At 51.3% G+C, this 12,900-nt stretch carries 14 protein-coding genes; 6 read left to right on the top strand and 8 right to left on the bottom strand.

The features are described from left to right. Positions 1 to 30: 30 nt before the first annotated feature. On the bottom strand, positions 31 to 768 hold the full coding sequence (locus tag BTA35_RS04000) for an arylesterase (protein WP_077243100.1): 738 nt from the start codon (positions 766 to 768) through the stop codon (positions 31 to 33). On the opposite strand from BTA35_RS04000, the gene BTA35_RS03995 reads away from it, so the two are divergent. The 4 genes from BTA35_RS03995 (at position 767) to BTA35_RS03980 (ending at position 6,109) form a co-directional block, all read left to right on the top strand. Next, entirely contained in the window at positions 767 to 1,513 is a 747-nt protein-coding gene (locus tag BTA35_RS03995) for an ABC transporter ATP-binding protein (RefSeq protein ID WP_238377475.1), read from the top strand. The two genes, BTA35_RS04000 and BTA35_RS03995, sit on opposite strands and share 2 nt — an antisense overlap. 1 nt (position 1,514) lies before the next feature. Further along, complete coding sequence (locus tag BTA35_RS03990; protein ID WP_160055102.1) at positions 1,515 to 4,064, top strand: ABC transporter permease; 2,550 nt, start codon at positions 1,515 to 1,517, stop codon at positions 4,062 to 4,064. Between the two features lie 90 nt (positions 4,065 to 4,154). Further along, on the top strand, positions 4,155 to 5,642 hold the full coding sequence (locus BTA35_RS03985) for a DUF3422 family protein (protein ID WP_160055105.1): 1,488 nt from the start codon (positions 4,155 to 4,157) through the stop codon (positions 5,640 to 5,642). Between the two features lie 149 nt (positions 5,643 to 5,791). After that, entirely contained in the window at positions 5,792 to 6,109 is a 318-nt protein-coding gene (locus BTA35_RS03980; RefSeq protein ID WP_077243097.1) for a BolA family protein, read from the top strand. Between the two features lie 2 nt (positions 6,110 to 6,111). Here BTA35_RS03980 and BTA35_RS03975 read toward each other — a convergent pair whose 3' ends face one another. Then, positions 6,112 to 6,330, bottom strand: coding sequence for a SlyX family protein (locus BTA35_RS03975; RefSeq protein ID WP_077243096.1), 219 nt, complete (start codon positions 6,328 to 6,330; stop codon positions 6,112 to 6,114). 257 nt (positions 6,331 to 6,587) lie between these two features. On the opposite strand from BTA35_RS03975, the gene BTA35_RS18670 reads away from it, so the two are divergent. Together BTA35_RS18670 and BTA35_RS03965 are read left to right on the top strand one after the other, a co-directional pair. After that, positions 6,588 to 7,019: a cold-shock protein gene (locus tag BTA35_RS18670; RefSeq protein ID WP_077243095.1), complete on the top strand. Its 432-nt coding sequence runs from the start codon at positions 6,588 to 6,590 to the stop codon at positions 7,017 to 7,019. 140 nt (positions 7,020 to 7,159) lie between these two features. Continuing rightward, positions 7,160 to 7,573: a hypothetical protein gene (locus BTA35_RS03965; protein WP_202931162.1), complete on the top strand. Its 414-nt coding sequence runs from the start codon at positions 7,160 to 7,162 to the stop codon at positions 7,571 to 7,573. Between the two features lie 144 nt (positions 7,574 to 7,717). On the opposite strand, the gene BTA35_RS03960 is transcribed toward BTA35_RS03965, so the two are convergent. The 6 genes from BTA35_RS03960 to dapC form a co-directional block, all read right to left on the bottom strand. Beyond that, positions 7,718 to 8,107, bottom strand: coding sequence for a hypothetical protein (locus BTA35_RS03960; protein WP_139363609.1), 390 nt, complete (start codon positions 8,105 to 8,107; stop codon positions 7,718 to 7,720). Beyond that, positions 8,094 to 8,405: a hypothetical protein gene (locus tag BTA35_RS03955; protein WP_077243092.1), complete on the bottom strand. Its 312-nt coding sequence runs from the start codon at positions 8,403 to 8,405 to the stop codon at positions 8,094 to 8,096. The genes BTA35_RS03960 and BTA35_RS03955 overlap by 14 nt, the downstream gene beginning before the upstream one ends. Before the next feature lie 27 nt (positions 8,406 to 8,432). Beyond that, on the bottom strand, positions 8,433 to 9,581 hold the full coding sequence (gene dapE / locus BTA35_RS03950; RefSeq protein WP_077243091.1) for a succinyl-diaminopimelate desuccinylase: 1,149 nt from the start codon (positions 9,579 to 9,581) through the stop codon (positions 8,433 to 8,435). 443 nt (positions 9,582 to 10,024) lie between these two features. Then, positions 10,025 to 11,065, bottom strand: coding sequence for a 2,3,4,5-tetrahydropyridine-2,6-dicarboxylate N-succinyltransferase (gene dapD / locus BTA35_RS03940; RefSeq protein ID WP_077243089.1), 1,041 nt, complete (start codon positions 11,063 to 11,065; stop codon positions 10,025 to 10,027). A gap of 111 nt (positions 11,066 to 11,176) precedes the next feature. Continuing rightward, complete coding sequence (locus BTA35_RS03935; RefSeq protein WP_077243088.1) at positions 11,177 to 11,527, bottom strand: ArsC family reductase; 351 nt, start codon at positions 11,525 to 11,527, stop codon at positions 11,177 to 11,179. Positions 11,528 to 11,613: 86 nt separating this feature from the next. Then, complete coding sequence (gene dapC, locus BTA35_RS03930; RefSeq protein ID WP_077243087.1) at positions 11,614 to 12,810, bottom strand: succinyldiaminopimelate transaminase; 1,197 nt, start codon at positions 12,808 to 12,810, stop codon at positions 11,614 to 11,616. Positions 12,811 to 12,900 lie beyond the last annotated feature (90 nt).

The following is a 12,900-nucleotide window of genomic DNA, read 5'->3' as shown; positions in this document are numbered from 1 at the left end:
AATCAGTGGTGTGCTGTGCTGGTTTGTGGCTTAGCCGGGCTGTTTTAGCAGAGCTTCACTGGACTGTTTTAGCAGAGCTTCAAGAGCCGGCCAGATATTATCCAGTAGTTGTCGTTGTGCCTCAGCCTTTGGGTGGACACCATCGCTTTGCATCAGATCGGGGTAGATAGCGATTTTCTCCAGAATAAAGGGTACGACGGGGATTTTTTTCTGTTCAGCCAATTGAGGGTAGGTTGCCGCAAATGCTGTGGTATAACGCCGACCATAATTAGGTGGTAACTGTATGCCCAGCAGTAATGGTTGTGCACTGGCCTGACGGCTTATATCAATCATGCGACTAAGATTGTTTTGCATCAGATGCAGAGGCAGGCCCCTCAAACCATCATTACCGCCCAGTTCAAGCAGAACCAGATCGGGTTGGTGTTGTCGGAGTAGTTCCGGTAGGCGTGCCAGCCCTCCTTGAGTTGTTTCGCCACTGATGCTGGCATTGATAACCCGATAAGGATAGCTCTGCGTTTGGAGGCGCTTTTCCAGCAAGTTGACCCAGCCTTCACCCTGGCGCAGCCCATATCCTGCGCTGATACTGTCACCCAGGACCAGAATGACACCGTGAGGCTCTGTCTTATTGTTATCAGCCGCTAAAGTCAGAGTAGAAAAAAGTAGCGTAAGAACTGAAAGTAAACTGATCAGCAGCCTATGCGTAGAACGATTAGCGAATCGCTGACAGACGCTTGCCCAATAAACAGTGAAAGGATGTTGAATCGACATGAATGCTCCCGCTTCCGAACGTCGTGAGAAAAATGCTAACACAGAGATGAAATCCGTTATACGGACTGAACAGCTTGCCAGAACAGTCACGGATGCAGACGGCCAGGCACTGCATATTCTGCAGGGAATTGACTGTCAGATCTATGCTGGTGAGAGTGTGGCTATTCTGGGAAGTTCCGGTGCGGGTAAATCAACTTTACTGGGTTTATTAGCGGGACTCGATCAGTCAACGGATGGTGAAATTTGGCTTAACGACCAGCCTTTGAGTGGACTGAATGAAGAGGGGCGGGCCCGGATGCGTCAGCAGGTGGGTTTTGTTTTTCAGTCATTTCAGCTGCTGGAACATCTTACCGCACTGGAAAATGTCATGTTACCGCTGGAGCTGGCCGGAGAAAAAAACTATCAGGCTATCGCTCAAAAATGGTTGGAACGTGTTGGCCTGGGACAGCGCATCAAACATTATCCACGCCAGCTCTCCGGGGGCGAGCAGCAGCGGGTTGCTATCGCGCGGGCTTTTGCGGGTGATCCTTTGGTGCTGTTTGCGGACGAGCCTACCGGCAATCTGGACAGTGTTACCGGTCAGTCGATTATTGATCTGCTGTTTACCCTGAACAAAGAAAATCAGACAACGCTGATTCTTGTTACCCATGATGCAAATCTGGCCCGGCACTGTCAGCGAAGATTAACGCTGCAGGATGGCTTATTGCACGAAGAGCAAGCTGTTGCTGTTACTGGGGAGGCCTGAAATGACTCAGAGGATAAAACACAAGGTGGCACGATGGCCGATGGCTTTCAAGCTACTGGCAAGGGAGTGGCGCTCCGGTGATCTGAACCTTTTGTTTATTGCACTGGTATTGGCTGTAATGACGGTTGCGCTCACCGGTTTTATCGCAGACCGTCTGCAACGGGGTATGGAGCAGCAGGCAGCCCAGTTAATGGGTGGTGACCTGGTTCTGCGCAGTCCCCGTGAAATTGATGCACAGTGGTTACAGGAGGCCCGTGACCGAGGGCTTCAGGCGGTACCAACGTTAGAGTTTGCCAGCATGGTAGCCGGTGATAGCGGTTTTCAGCTATCGGCGGTAAAAGCCGTTGCAAGTGGCTATCCGCTAAAAGGTGGTTTGGAGCTGGAAAAAGACCCTAGGACACAACTCCAGGATGTGTCAGCAGATTATGCAGACAGCGCTGGTAAGCTACCTGCCTCCGGTGAGGTTTGGGTCGACCGGCGGTTACTGACGGCGCTGAATGCCGCTATTGGTGGTGAAGTGGAGATTGGTCAGAAACTGTTCACCATTACCCGCATTATCCATAAAGAGCCGGATCGCAGCGGCGGATTTATGAGCCTGAACCCTCGGTCACTGATTAACTTTTCTGATGTGGCGGAAACAGGTGTTGTTCAGCCCGGTAGCCGTGTTCGCTTTCGCTACATGTTCGCTGGTGATTTGCCCGCCATCGATGCGTTCAAAGACTGGCTTGCGCCTCGCCTGAAACCGTCTCATCGCTTACTGGATATTCGTGAAGACCGGCCTTCTGTTGGTTCGGCTCTGGATCGAGCGCAGCGGTATCTGCAGCTGGCGAGTATCGGAGCGGTGATTCTGTCTGGTGTTGCTGTTGCAATGGCTGCTGGCCGTTTTGCCCGTCGTCGACAGGATACCGTAGCCGTGATGGCGAGCTTTGGTTTTGCCGCTCCGGTTATGGGCGGTATTTACCTGAGACTGTTACTGCTGTTAGGGATTGCTGCCGCTTTGTGTGGTGCATTGCTTGGCTTTATCCTGCAGATGATAGGTACATACATGGTGGCTGATCTGCTGCCGGTTCATTTACCACCGGCTGGTTGGCAGCCCTGGGGCTTATCGGTTGGTACCGGTATTTTGTTATTGATGGGATTTGCAGGCGCGCCGTTACGTCAGTTGCGTAATGTGTCACCTCTGAGGGTATTCCGGCGGGATCTGGAGCTGGCTTCGCCATCCTCTGTGATGGTTTATGGCCTGGCGCTGTTCGCTCTAGTGGTGATGATCTATTGGTACAGCGCTGATGCCCGACTGACGCTATGGCTGACTCTGGGGTTAGTGGCTGTTATGGGATTGTCGGCGATACTGACGTTAGGCTTGTTCCGCTTGCTGAAGCTGGTTGGCCCTAAACTGCCGATGCGCCCTCGCCTGGCAGTGCGCAGCCTCTATAGCCATAAACAGACAGCACTACCCCAGGTCATGGCTTTTGGTCTGGTGTTGATGGTTGTTGCCCTGGTCGCTTTAATCCGTAATGACCTGTTGGCCAGCTGGCAGCAGCAGCTGCCGCAAACGGCACCGAACTATTTTGCAATTAATATTCAACCTTTTGAGCGTCAGGATTTTGCAGCAAGGCTAGATCAGGCTGCGGTCAAGCGCTCGCCGCTGTACCCGATTGTTCGGGGGCGACTATCAGGAATTAATGGCCAGCCAGCCCGTGATGCTGTGCCTGATAATGCGAAAGAAGATAATGCATTGCACCGTGAGCTGAACCTGACCTGGCGCTCTGATCTGCCGGAGGATAATCAGATTATCTCTGGTCGCTGGTGGCGTGATGACTTTAGGGTACAGCCCGGAGCTATGATTCCTCTGTCACTGGAAGCCGGTATGGCTGAGCGTCTGAACCTGGGCTTGGGCGACACGCTGAGCTTTGATCTTGCCGGGCAGATAGTAACCGGCGAAGTGACCAATATTCGTCAGGTAAACTGGGATAATTTCCAGCCTAATTTTTATGTGATTGCCCCCCCTGGCGTGTTGGAAAACATGCCCCAGACATTGCTGGCAAGCTTCTTCCTCTCGGATGAGCAACGGCGTATTGTACCTGATCTGGTCAAGGCGTTTCCGGCGGTTTCCTTGCTGGATATCAGTCAGATTCTGGCTCAGGTACGTCAGATTCTGGTTCAGGTCACATTGGCTATTGAAGTCATGCTGGGGTTTACCCTACTCAGTGGCTTAGTGCTACTTTTGGCGGCTGTAAAAAACAGCCTGGATGAACGCCTGCGTGAGGGAGCGCTTTACCGAACCCTGGGTGCTTCCGGAGCCATGATTCGAAGTATCCAGCGTTATGAGTTTGTGTTGCTGGGTGTGGTTGCCGGTTTGCTGGCGCTGATGGGGTCTGAGCTGACGGCGTATCTGCTGTACCGTAACCTGTTTGACTTGGACTATAGTCTAAGTTTTACTCATTGGCTGGTTCTACCGTTATCCGGTGCGGTCATTATTACCTTAGCAGGCCTTTGGGGGACACGATTTGTCGTCAGGCAGCCGCCGCTTCAGGTCTTACGTGCCGGATAGCAGACTTTTATGCCCGTGAGGCTGGAGTCTTTTTTGCATACCCTGCATTTAGTGTTTAGTAAGATAAAAAATACAAGGATACTACAGGCCATGAGCGCAGAGGCACGCCCCCATTCATCGGAAATTGCGTTACAAACAAGCTCGACATCTGCTGAGAGTGAGCTGCCGGATACACAGACTGCTCAGCCGGAGGCAGATTCGGAAGAAGCATTCGATAGTACGGAGCTGGACGGTCGTTTTCCATCCAGTGGCGAGGGATTCCCGGAATCTGTAACTGGGCTTCCTTTCAGAGTGCATCCGCGCCGTGAGGAGCTGTATAACGAACTACATGCCCGGCCATTCCCTGTGGTGCAGACACCCGCCAGAGTCTCCCGATTGGCGGTGCTGGTTCCTGAAGCAGATCGCCAGCGGGAATTTGCCCATCTGCAGAACCTCTGTCAGCGCTATGGTGTGAATATGCCTGCGGAAAACTGCAGCTTTTATCAGGCGGACTTTGGCAGTTTTCAGTTTCGTTGTGGCCGCCATATGGAGTTTGTGACCTATACCTTTATTCGCCCGGACAGCGGTGATCAGCCGTTTACGTCCACTGCCCTGGAGCTGATACCTCAGGACTGGTTACGTAACTTGCCGGGGGAAGTGGTGGCAGCGTTTCACATTGAGATGCTGGACACCGCTCAATCGGCACTGAACCGGGAGCAGCTAAAGACCTGTTTTGAAGGCCAGCGCCTGATCAGCGGTAGCCTGATGGATGGTGATGCGACTGTTTGGAGTGCCTTCCGGCTGCATGGTGATGGTTTTGGCCGCTTTTTGATCCATAACCACGGGCTAAATAATAATCAGGCAGGCCGGCTGCTGCAGCGGTTGGTTGAGATGGAGACTTATCGGCTGATGGCTCTTCTGGCTTTGCCTGAAGCCCGCCGTTTAGGTCCTTCTCTGCAGGAGGTTGATCGGAAACTTGCGGCGATTATTGCCAGTGCAGCGGACATGAAGGATCATGCTGACGAACGTAAAATGCTGACGGACCTGTCGCAATTAGCCGCTCAGGTGGAGCGCTGGCGTACGAATACTAATTATCGCTTTTCTGCCATGCGAGCTTATTACTCCCTTGTTATGAAGCGTATGGATGAGTTGCGTGAGCAGCAGGTGGAGAACTACTTCACCATTGGTTCTTTTCTTGAGCGTCGCCTGACTCCGGCTTTTAATACCTGCGAATCGATCAGCGAGCGCCTGGAAGATCTTGCGCGCCGTATTGAGCGTGCCGGAGATCTGCTGCAAACCCGTGTTGACCTTACGATTGAGGCCCAGAATCAGAGTTTGCTTTCATCCATGGACCGGCGTGGTAAGTTGCAGATGCGGCTGCAGGAAACGGTGGAAGGTCTTTCCATTGCAGCGATCAGCTATTACATGGTGAGCCTGGTGAAGATTCTTGTGGGGGCCGCCTATAGTGCCGGGCTGCCCGTTAATAAAGACTTGATTACGGGGCTGTCCGTGCCTGTGATTGTCGGTTTGGTCTGGTGGCTGACCCACAGAGTGAAAAAAGCGATTATGAAGGCTAATGATTCAGAGCCGGATATCTGACCGGATACTTCGTTTATCACTAAAACCAAGTGTTGTACTGGGGATTGATTTTTGCTCTGTTAACGTTAAAGTGAGGCCAGCTAATGCTGGCCTTAATTATTGTCAGTCGTTTTTGAGTCTCACCCGCTTACCTTAAACAGGACCTTTTTATGTCTGTACAAACCTCGATTGAAAGCAAGCTGGCAGAGCAGCTGTCACCTCAGGTTATCCTTGTAGAAAATGAAAGCCATAAACACAGTCGCGGTGAGAACTCGCATTTTAAGCTGACACTGGTTTCTGATGTATTCACGGGTTTGCGTCCGGTACAGCGCCACCAGAAAGTATATGGTGTTTTGAGTGCAGAGCTGGAAGCAGGTGTTCATGCTCTGGCGATCCATGCTTACACGCCGGAAGAATGGCAAAGCCGGGGCGAAGATGTGCCCGCTTCTCCGAACTGTCTGGGTGGCAGTAAGCACGATAAGCCATAGGCTTAATAATGGGGAGGTAACTCTCTTGCCGGATCGAAGTTTTCAATTCCGGCACTGTCCTGATCCCCTTTTTCTTTCAGCTCGTTATAGACCTGTCGGATCGACTCTTCCAGTAGTTGAATCCTCTTATCCTGTTCGGTGATTACTTTATTCAGCGCTTCTATGGTATCGTCCTGAAAGGCGAGCTTGATTTCCAGTTCGTCGATTCTGTCTTCTGGCATGTTTTGATTCCTGACAAGGGTTGGGACTCAGGCACTTCAAGTGCCAGGGATGCTCTGTATAATAGAGCATTGCATAGTAGCGACAAGATGAAGTCTTCTATAACCAGCCTTCTATACCACAGCCCAGCTGGTTTTTACTTCATTTTATTGCTTTGAAGAACCATGGGAAAGCACTCGTTAAAGACTGGCTGGAGTGTTAGTTCTTTGTTTTTTAAGTGAATTATTAATAATAACTAATTGTTTATGAGAGAGTAAGTATGAGCAAAAATTCCTTTGTTCGTTGTGTGTTAATCAGTGTGGTGATGGCCATTGTAGGGCCGTTTATTCTCGACCTGGCAACTCAGGCCGGTGAACAGGGATTGCGTGCTAGCGGACATTATGTACCGGCGGCCGTTATCTTTTTTCTGACCACCTTCTTAGGCACTGCGGTTCTGAATTACCTGACGCCTCAATTGGCAAATATTGCTAATGATGAGAACGATGATCGTGAAATGGGTACCGTTAAATGGTTTAACGTTTCCAAAGGCTTTGGCTTTATTACCCGTGACTCCGGAGGTGATGTATTTGTTCACTTTCGTTCGATCCGTGGTACAGGGCATCGTTCGCTGGCCGAGGGTCAGCGCGTTCGTTTTGCCATTATCCAGAGTGACAAAGGTATGCAGGCTGAGGATGTAACCGTTATTAGCTGATACCTGGCGTAACCTGGCTTTGAAGATACCCGGCACTTCCCATTAACATGAAGTGACCGGGTATTTTTTTGCCTGTTTTTCAGTAAGTTGGCTATGCTGTCAGGAGCCTGGTTTTATTTTGTTGCAGGAGGTTGTTCGCGGTGGCACCCCTTCCTAATATTCCTTTTCCTGTGCGCAGGCCCTGTCCCCAGGGGATCTGCATTTGTGGCCATCGGGCGTTGCTGGAGAGTGGTACCGGTGATATCCGGATTCTTCGTCTTACTCTGATGGAAGAGAAGCGATTAATCGATCGACTGGAAGCTGTCTGCGATTTTGATGACCTGCAGAAAATGCTGCATCTGATGAATGAGCAGCTGGGGATCAGGTTGGAAATTACACCAGGCTATACCGAAGTTCGCAGTGTCCGGGGTTTGAGGATAACTTTTCAGGAGCAGCTGGGCTTATGTCGAAAAACGCAAAAAAAGATTCCAGCTGCGATACGTCGCTGTCTGAGCGATAAACCTAAAATATTGTATCGCCTGCTCGATAGTTTCGATCTCTTTCGGGGGTTGTGATACTTCTCGCCTGAAAGTCGTTTATCGTCTTCCGTAATGAGGCTTATCGACATAGAGGTTGTACGGGGCTTTGAGAAAAAGCCGAAGCAGATTGGCTTCGGCCTTTGTTTTTAAGCTGCAAGAACTCTGATCTGTCACCGGTTTTTAGTCTGGCCAGCTGATCTCGCCTTCACCTTTCTTGCTGATTTGCCACCAGAGGTCTATGGGTTGATCCGGTTCCCAGGAGCCCACTGAACAACGAATGGTGCGATTAAAGAACGCAAAGGCCGCTCTTGCGCACTCTATATCGGTTGCCCAGCCACTTTCCGGGCTGTCGAACCAGATGCTCCAGTATTTACCGGCAGCTTTTTCTACCACATGGACAGGTACTTCAGTGCCGTCGGCTTTTAGCGCCTGATAGAGCAGAGTGCGTTTATCCAGGCGTTTGGGCTCGGAATAGCTGGCGAAGAGTTCTTTAAACCAGTTCTCGATGCTTTCCAGGTCCGGGTCCTGCACGTAGATTTCAATATCGGGAAAAGCTTCAGTTGTCATCATTTTGATCCGTTCTTTTTCCTGTGCGTGGTGTGCTATCAACATCCGTGCTCAGAAATCGATAAATACGAAAAGCGCTTAAACCAAGGTACCCCAGCAGTCCCAACATCGCACCTATTCCCATGGTGATCAGAGAGAGCAAGGCTACCAGTTCACGTCGCAATGGCTCCAGGTGGGTGGCGCCCTCAGCCCACATCAGCATACCCGCACCGACAAAAAAGATGATGGTGCCTATGGTCACCCGCCGTAGGTTCAGGCGGGTATCCTGTGACATCTTAATCAGGCGTTGTTTCAGGCTCATAGCGGCTGGCTTGTCTGCAGTGGCTGATCAGGTCAGCAAGCGAGCCATAACACCCTGGTAGATACCCGTCAGCTTGTTCAGGTCATCTGCCAGAATATGCTCGTTTACCTTGTGAATGGTGGCGTTACAAGGGCCTAATTCAACCACCTGTGTTCCGGTTGGAGCAATAAAGCGACCATCGGAGGTACCCCCGGAGGTTGATAGTTCTGTGGTGATGTGGGTTGCTTCCAGAATGGCACTGCGGCAGGCATCAACCAGGTCTCCCTCAGGTGTCAGAAATGGCAGGCCATTCAGGGTCCATTGCAGATCATATTCCAGTTCATGCTTATCCAAAATACCATGAACCCGTTGCTTGATCTGGTCGGCGGTTAGTTCTGTCGAGAAGCGAAAGTTAAACACAACCTCAACATCACCGGGAATGACGTTAGTAGCACCGGTGCCGCCATTGATATTGGAAATCTGAAAGCTGGTGGCCGGAAAGTACTCGTTACCTGCATCCCAATGCTCTGCAGAAAGCTCAGCCAGAGCCGGGGCAACCTGATGAATGGGGTTACGGGCCAGGTGTGGGTAGGCAACATGGCCCTGAACACCTTTGACCAGCAGCTTGGCACCCAGCGAGCCGCGCCGGCCATTCTTGATGATATCGCCGGTATGGTGAGTACTGGATGGTTCACCGACGATACACCAGGTCATTTTTTCATTGCGGGCTTCAAGGTGTTCAACCACCTTTACTGTACCGTTAACAGCGGGGCCCTCTTCATCGGACGTGATCAGAAAAGCGATAGAGCCTTTGTGATTTGGGTTTGCAGCGACAAACTCTTCACAGGCGACAACCATCGATGCCAGGCTACCTTTCATATCCGCCGCACCGCGGCCATAGAGCATGCCCTTGTCATCGATGACGGGCTCAAAGGGGGCGTGTTTCCAGTTGGCTTCAGGGCCGGTGGGAACTACATCCGTATGACCGGCAAAGGCTAACACAGGAGCTTCAGTACCACGCCGGGCCCAAAAGTTATCCACATTGCCAAAGCGCAGGCGCTCAACGGTGAAGCCAATTGCTTCCAGGCGCTCAATCATCAATTCCTGACATCCGGCATCTTCCGGCGTAACCGAGTGGCGGCTGATAAGGTCGAAAGCGAGTTGTAGTGTTGGCGTCAACGCTTCGGTCTGGGACATGGGTGGCTGTTCCTGTGGCTGGCTAAACAATAGGGTTTTTCTGGTGCTTATAATCAGCCCGCCATGATACCGGAAAGCGATGGTCTTGTAATGAGGCAGCCTGTGCACACGGCCAATAGCAAGTATTTTGCGCAGACAAAGAGGCGGTGGATAGAGCAGAGTGAATGCTTATTTCCTGAAAGTATGCCTGACCTTGATTCTGCCCGATTGCTGGAAAAGCGGCCTGTTCAAAAAACAACCAAACTTCTGTATGTGGCATAAATACGACAGTTCGTCAGGTTATCTCCAGTTTATCCACAGTGATTCTCAACAGGATTGTGGGTAAGTTTTTGTCTTGAATTGTCAGAGCCGGGAAATAAATATAAAAACGGCGCCTTTTAACGGGCGCCATTCTTAAATCGAAGTCGCTTCAGCACTCGCTCAGCGATTTGCATGCAGTGTTTCTAGTTATTTGCATGCAAGGCTTCGTTCAGTTCTATTGCAGTCTTATTGGTCAGGCACTCAACGGCACCAGTCTGAGAGTTGCGACGGAACAGCAAGTCGTCTTTGTTTGCCAGATCACGGGCACGGGCCACTTCTACCAGCTCTCCATTACCCTCCAGTACATTCACCTTTGAACCAGCGGTGATATAAAGTCCCGCTTCAACGGTGCAGCGGTTGCCCAGAGGAATACCAATACCGGCGTTTGCACCCAGCAGGCAGCCTTCGCCCACGGAGATAATAATGTTGCCGCCACCGGATAAAGTACCCATGGTGGAGCAGCCACCACCCAGGTCAGAGCCTTTACCGACCATAACGCCAGCTGAGATACGACCTTCGATCATGCCCGGACCTTCAGTGCCAGCATTAAAGTTTACGAAACCTTCATGCATGATCGTGGTGCCCTCGCCCAGGTAGGCGCCCAGACGGACACGGGCGGTGTCTGCAACACGAACGCCGGCAGGAACGACGTAGTCGGTCATTTTCGGGAATTTATCCACACAGTCTACGGAGATCGTCCGGCCATTCAGGCGTGCCTGTAACTGGCGTTGTGGTAGTTCTGCAAGGTCGATAGCACCTTCGCTTGTCCAGGCAACGTTTGGCAGCAGGCCAAACATGCCGGTCAGATTTGTACCGTGGGGCTTAACCTTGCGATGCGACAGCAGGTGCAGTTTCAGGTAAACCTCGGCAACAGACTTCGGGTCGGTATCTTCTTCGATAAAGGTCGCAATCAGTGGGCGCTTGCTGTCAGCCAGAGAAGCAACCAGAGCCGCTTGCTCTGCTTCACCTGCGGCCTTCAGGGCTTCCGCAAGAGGAGCTGCTTTGTCGACAGTAAATTCAATGGCTTGGTTGCCACCCTGATAGCCCAGGGTATCGATAATCGCTTCGACCAGGCTAACAGCCGGGCTAAGCAGAGGTTGTGCGTAAAACACTTCCAGCCATTCGCCTTTACTGTTCTGAGTACCAACGCCAAAGCCAAAGCTGAAAAAAGGTGATGCAGACATGTTAACTCCCGAAGAGGTCGAGACAGCAGGGCTGCCTTATATAAAATTTATGATGAAAAGGTATAGGGTTTTATCTGATTCAGAGAATCAAAGGGTCGTTGGTGCGATCGTTTACAGGTCAAAAAATGCCTGATAGTCCGCATCCTTAAACCCGGTTTTAAACTGGTCGTCTTTAGCCAGAACAGGGCGTTTCACCAGCGTTGGGCTGGTCAGCATCAGTTTGATCGCTTTCGCCTGATCCAGATCTTCTTTATCAGCGGCATCCAGCGCGCGCCAACTGGTGCTGCGTTTGTTCAGTACCTGCTCCCAACCGAGGGCGTTACACCATAGATTGAGATCTGCTTCGCTCAGACCATCTTTGCGGAAATCATGGAAGCGGTAATCCTGCTGGTTTGCATCCAGCCAGTTACGGGCTTTTTTTACCGTATCGCAGTTAGGGATACCGTACAGTATCAGGGACATTGCAGACCTCGTTGATCAATGGTGTCGTTCGCCTTGAGAGGCTGCCGCCCTTGAGGCGGCATAATGGAATAGTTCCATATTTTAAATCAGAGTGATTCTACGAAGCGGCGAATACGCTGAGCCGCTTCAACACACTCATCCATGGTGGCGACCAGTGTCATACGGACACGGTTGTTACCGGGGTTTTGGCCATCGAGTGTGCGTGACAGATAGCTGCCGGGTAGTACAGTGACATTCTGTTGCTCAAACAGTTTCTGAGCGAAGTCTTCTTCGTTGATCGGTGTTTCGGGCCATAGATAGAAGCTGGCTTCCGGCAGTTCAAAGTTCAGCACGGGCTTCAGGATCTCTCCAGCACGCTCAAACTTTTCCGTATAGACGGCACGGTTTGCGATGGTGTGATCTTCATCGCCCCAGGCTTCAATGCTGGCAAGCTGGTGCTGAACAGGCATGGAGCAGCCGTGGTAGGTGCGATAGAGCAGAAATTTCTGCATTAGCTCTGCTTCACCGGCGATAAAGCCTGAGCGTAACCCGGGGAGGTTTGAACGCTTGGACAGACTGTGGAAAACAACACAGTTTTTGTAGTCATCTCGCCCCAACTCTGCACAGGCCTGCAGCAGACCTGGTGGTGGTGTCTGTTCGTCAAAATAGATCTCGGAGTAACACTCGTCAGACGCGATGACGAAATCGTACTGATCCGACAAGGTGATCAGCTTTTTAAGTACATCCAAACCCATAACTGCACCGGTTGGATTACCCGGAGTGCACAGAAACAGAAGTTGCGTATTTTCCCAAACGTCTGCAGGCACGGCATCGAAGTCAGGAATAAAGCCGTTCTCTTCAAGGCAGGGCATAAAGTAGGGTTCAGCGCCTGCCAGATAAGCTGCCCCTTCATAGATCTGATAAAAAGGATTTGGTGATGCGATCAGGGCACCGGGCTTACGCTCGATCAGTGCCTGGGTAAAGGCAAAAATCGCTTCCCGGGTGCCGTTAACCGGTAGAACATGGTCATCTGCGGTCAGCGTTCCGGGTTTTAGGATAAAGCGTTGTTGGCACCAATGTGCGATAGCTTCCCGTAGTTCAGGCAGACCCTTGGTGGTTGGGTAGTTACTGATACGGTTCATATTGTGGCGCAGAGTGTTTAGGACAAACTCTGGTGCCGGGTGACGGGGTTCACCGATGGACAGTGCGATATGTTCCAGCTCAGATGGCGGTGTTACCTGAGCTTTCAGGGCTGTCAGCTTCTCAAAAGGGTAGGGCTGTAATCGGTTCAGATCTGGATTCATACCGGCTTCCGTCATCAGGGCATTTATTTAGCTAACCATTATAATCAAGGGTGTCTGGACGAACAAACCCGCAGCAATGATTAACAGGTT

The organism is Oceanospirillum linum, assembly GCF_001995095.2.
Lineage (GTDB): Bacteria > Pseudomonadota > Gammaproteobacteria > Pseudomonadales > Halomonadaceae > Oceanospirillum > Oceanospirillum linum.
Note: the sequence above shows the minus strand (reverse complement) of the source record. Positions and strands in the feature narration are given on the sequence as shown.

Excerpts from the sequence above, each read along its gene's own strand:
- BTA35_RS03935 (WP_077243088.1), bottom strand. The coding sequence starts at position 11,527 with ATGTCCCTGATACTGTACGGTATCCCTAACTGCGATACGGTAAAAAAA.
- dapE (WP_077243091.1), bottom strand. The coding sequence starts at position 9,581 with ATGTCCCAGACCGAAGCGTTGACGCCAACACTACAACTCGCTTTCGAC.
- BTA35_RS03995 (WP_238377475.1), top strand. The coding sequence starts at position 767 with ATGAATGCTCCCGCTTCCGAACGTCGTGAGAAAAATGCTAACACAGAG.
- BTA35_RS03955 (WP_077243092.1), bottom strand. The coding sequence starts at position 8,405 with ATGAGCCTGAAACAACGCCTGATTAAGATGTCACAGGATACCCGCCTG.
- BTA35_RS03980 (WP_077243097.1), top strand. The coding sequence starts at position 5,792 with ATGTCTGTACAAACCTCGATTGAAAGCAAGCTGGCAGAGCAGCTGTCA.
- BTA35_RS03975 (WP_077243096.1), bottom strand. The coding sequence starts at position 6,330 with ATGCCAGAAGACAGAATCGACGAACTGGAAATCAAGCTCGCCTTTCAG.
- BTA35_RS03960 (WP_139363609.1), bottom strand. The coding sequence starts at position 8,107 with ATGATGACAACTGAAGCTTTTCCCGATATTGAAATCTACGTGCAGGAC.
- dapD (WP_077243089.1), bottom strand. The coding sequence starts at position 11,065 with ATGTCTGCATCACCTTTTTTCAGCTTTGGCTTTGGCGTTGGTACTCAG.
- BTA35_RS03985 (WP_160055105.1), top strand. The coding sequence starts at position 4,155 with ATGAGCGCAGAGGCACGCCCCCATTCATCGGAAATTGCGTTACAAACA.
- BTA35_RS18670 (WP_077243095.1), top strand. The coding sequence starts at position 6,588 with ATGAGCAAAAATTCCTTTGTTCGTTGTGTGTTAATCAGTGTGGTGATG.
- dapC (WP_077243087.1), bottom strand. The coding sequence starts at position 12,810 with ATGAATCCAGATCTGAACCGATTACAGCCCTACCCTTTTGAGAAGCTG.
- BTA35_RS03990 (WP_160055102.1), top strand. The coding sequence starts at position 1,515 with ATGACTCAGAGGATAAAACACAAGGTGGCACGATGGCCGATGGCTTTC.
- BTA35_RS04000 (WP_077243100.1), bottom strand. The coding sequence starts at position 768 with ATGTCGATTCAACATCCTTTCACTGTTTATTGGGCAAGCGTCTGTCAG.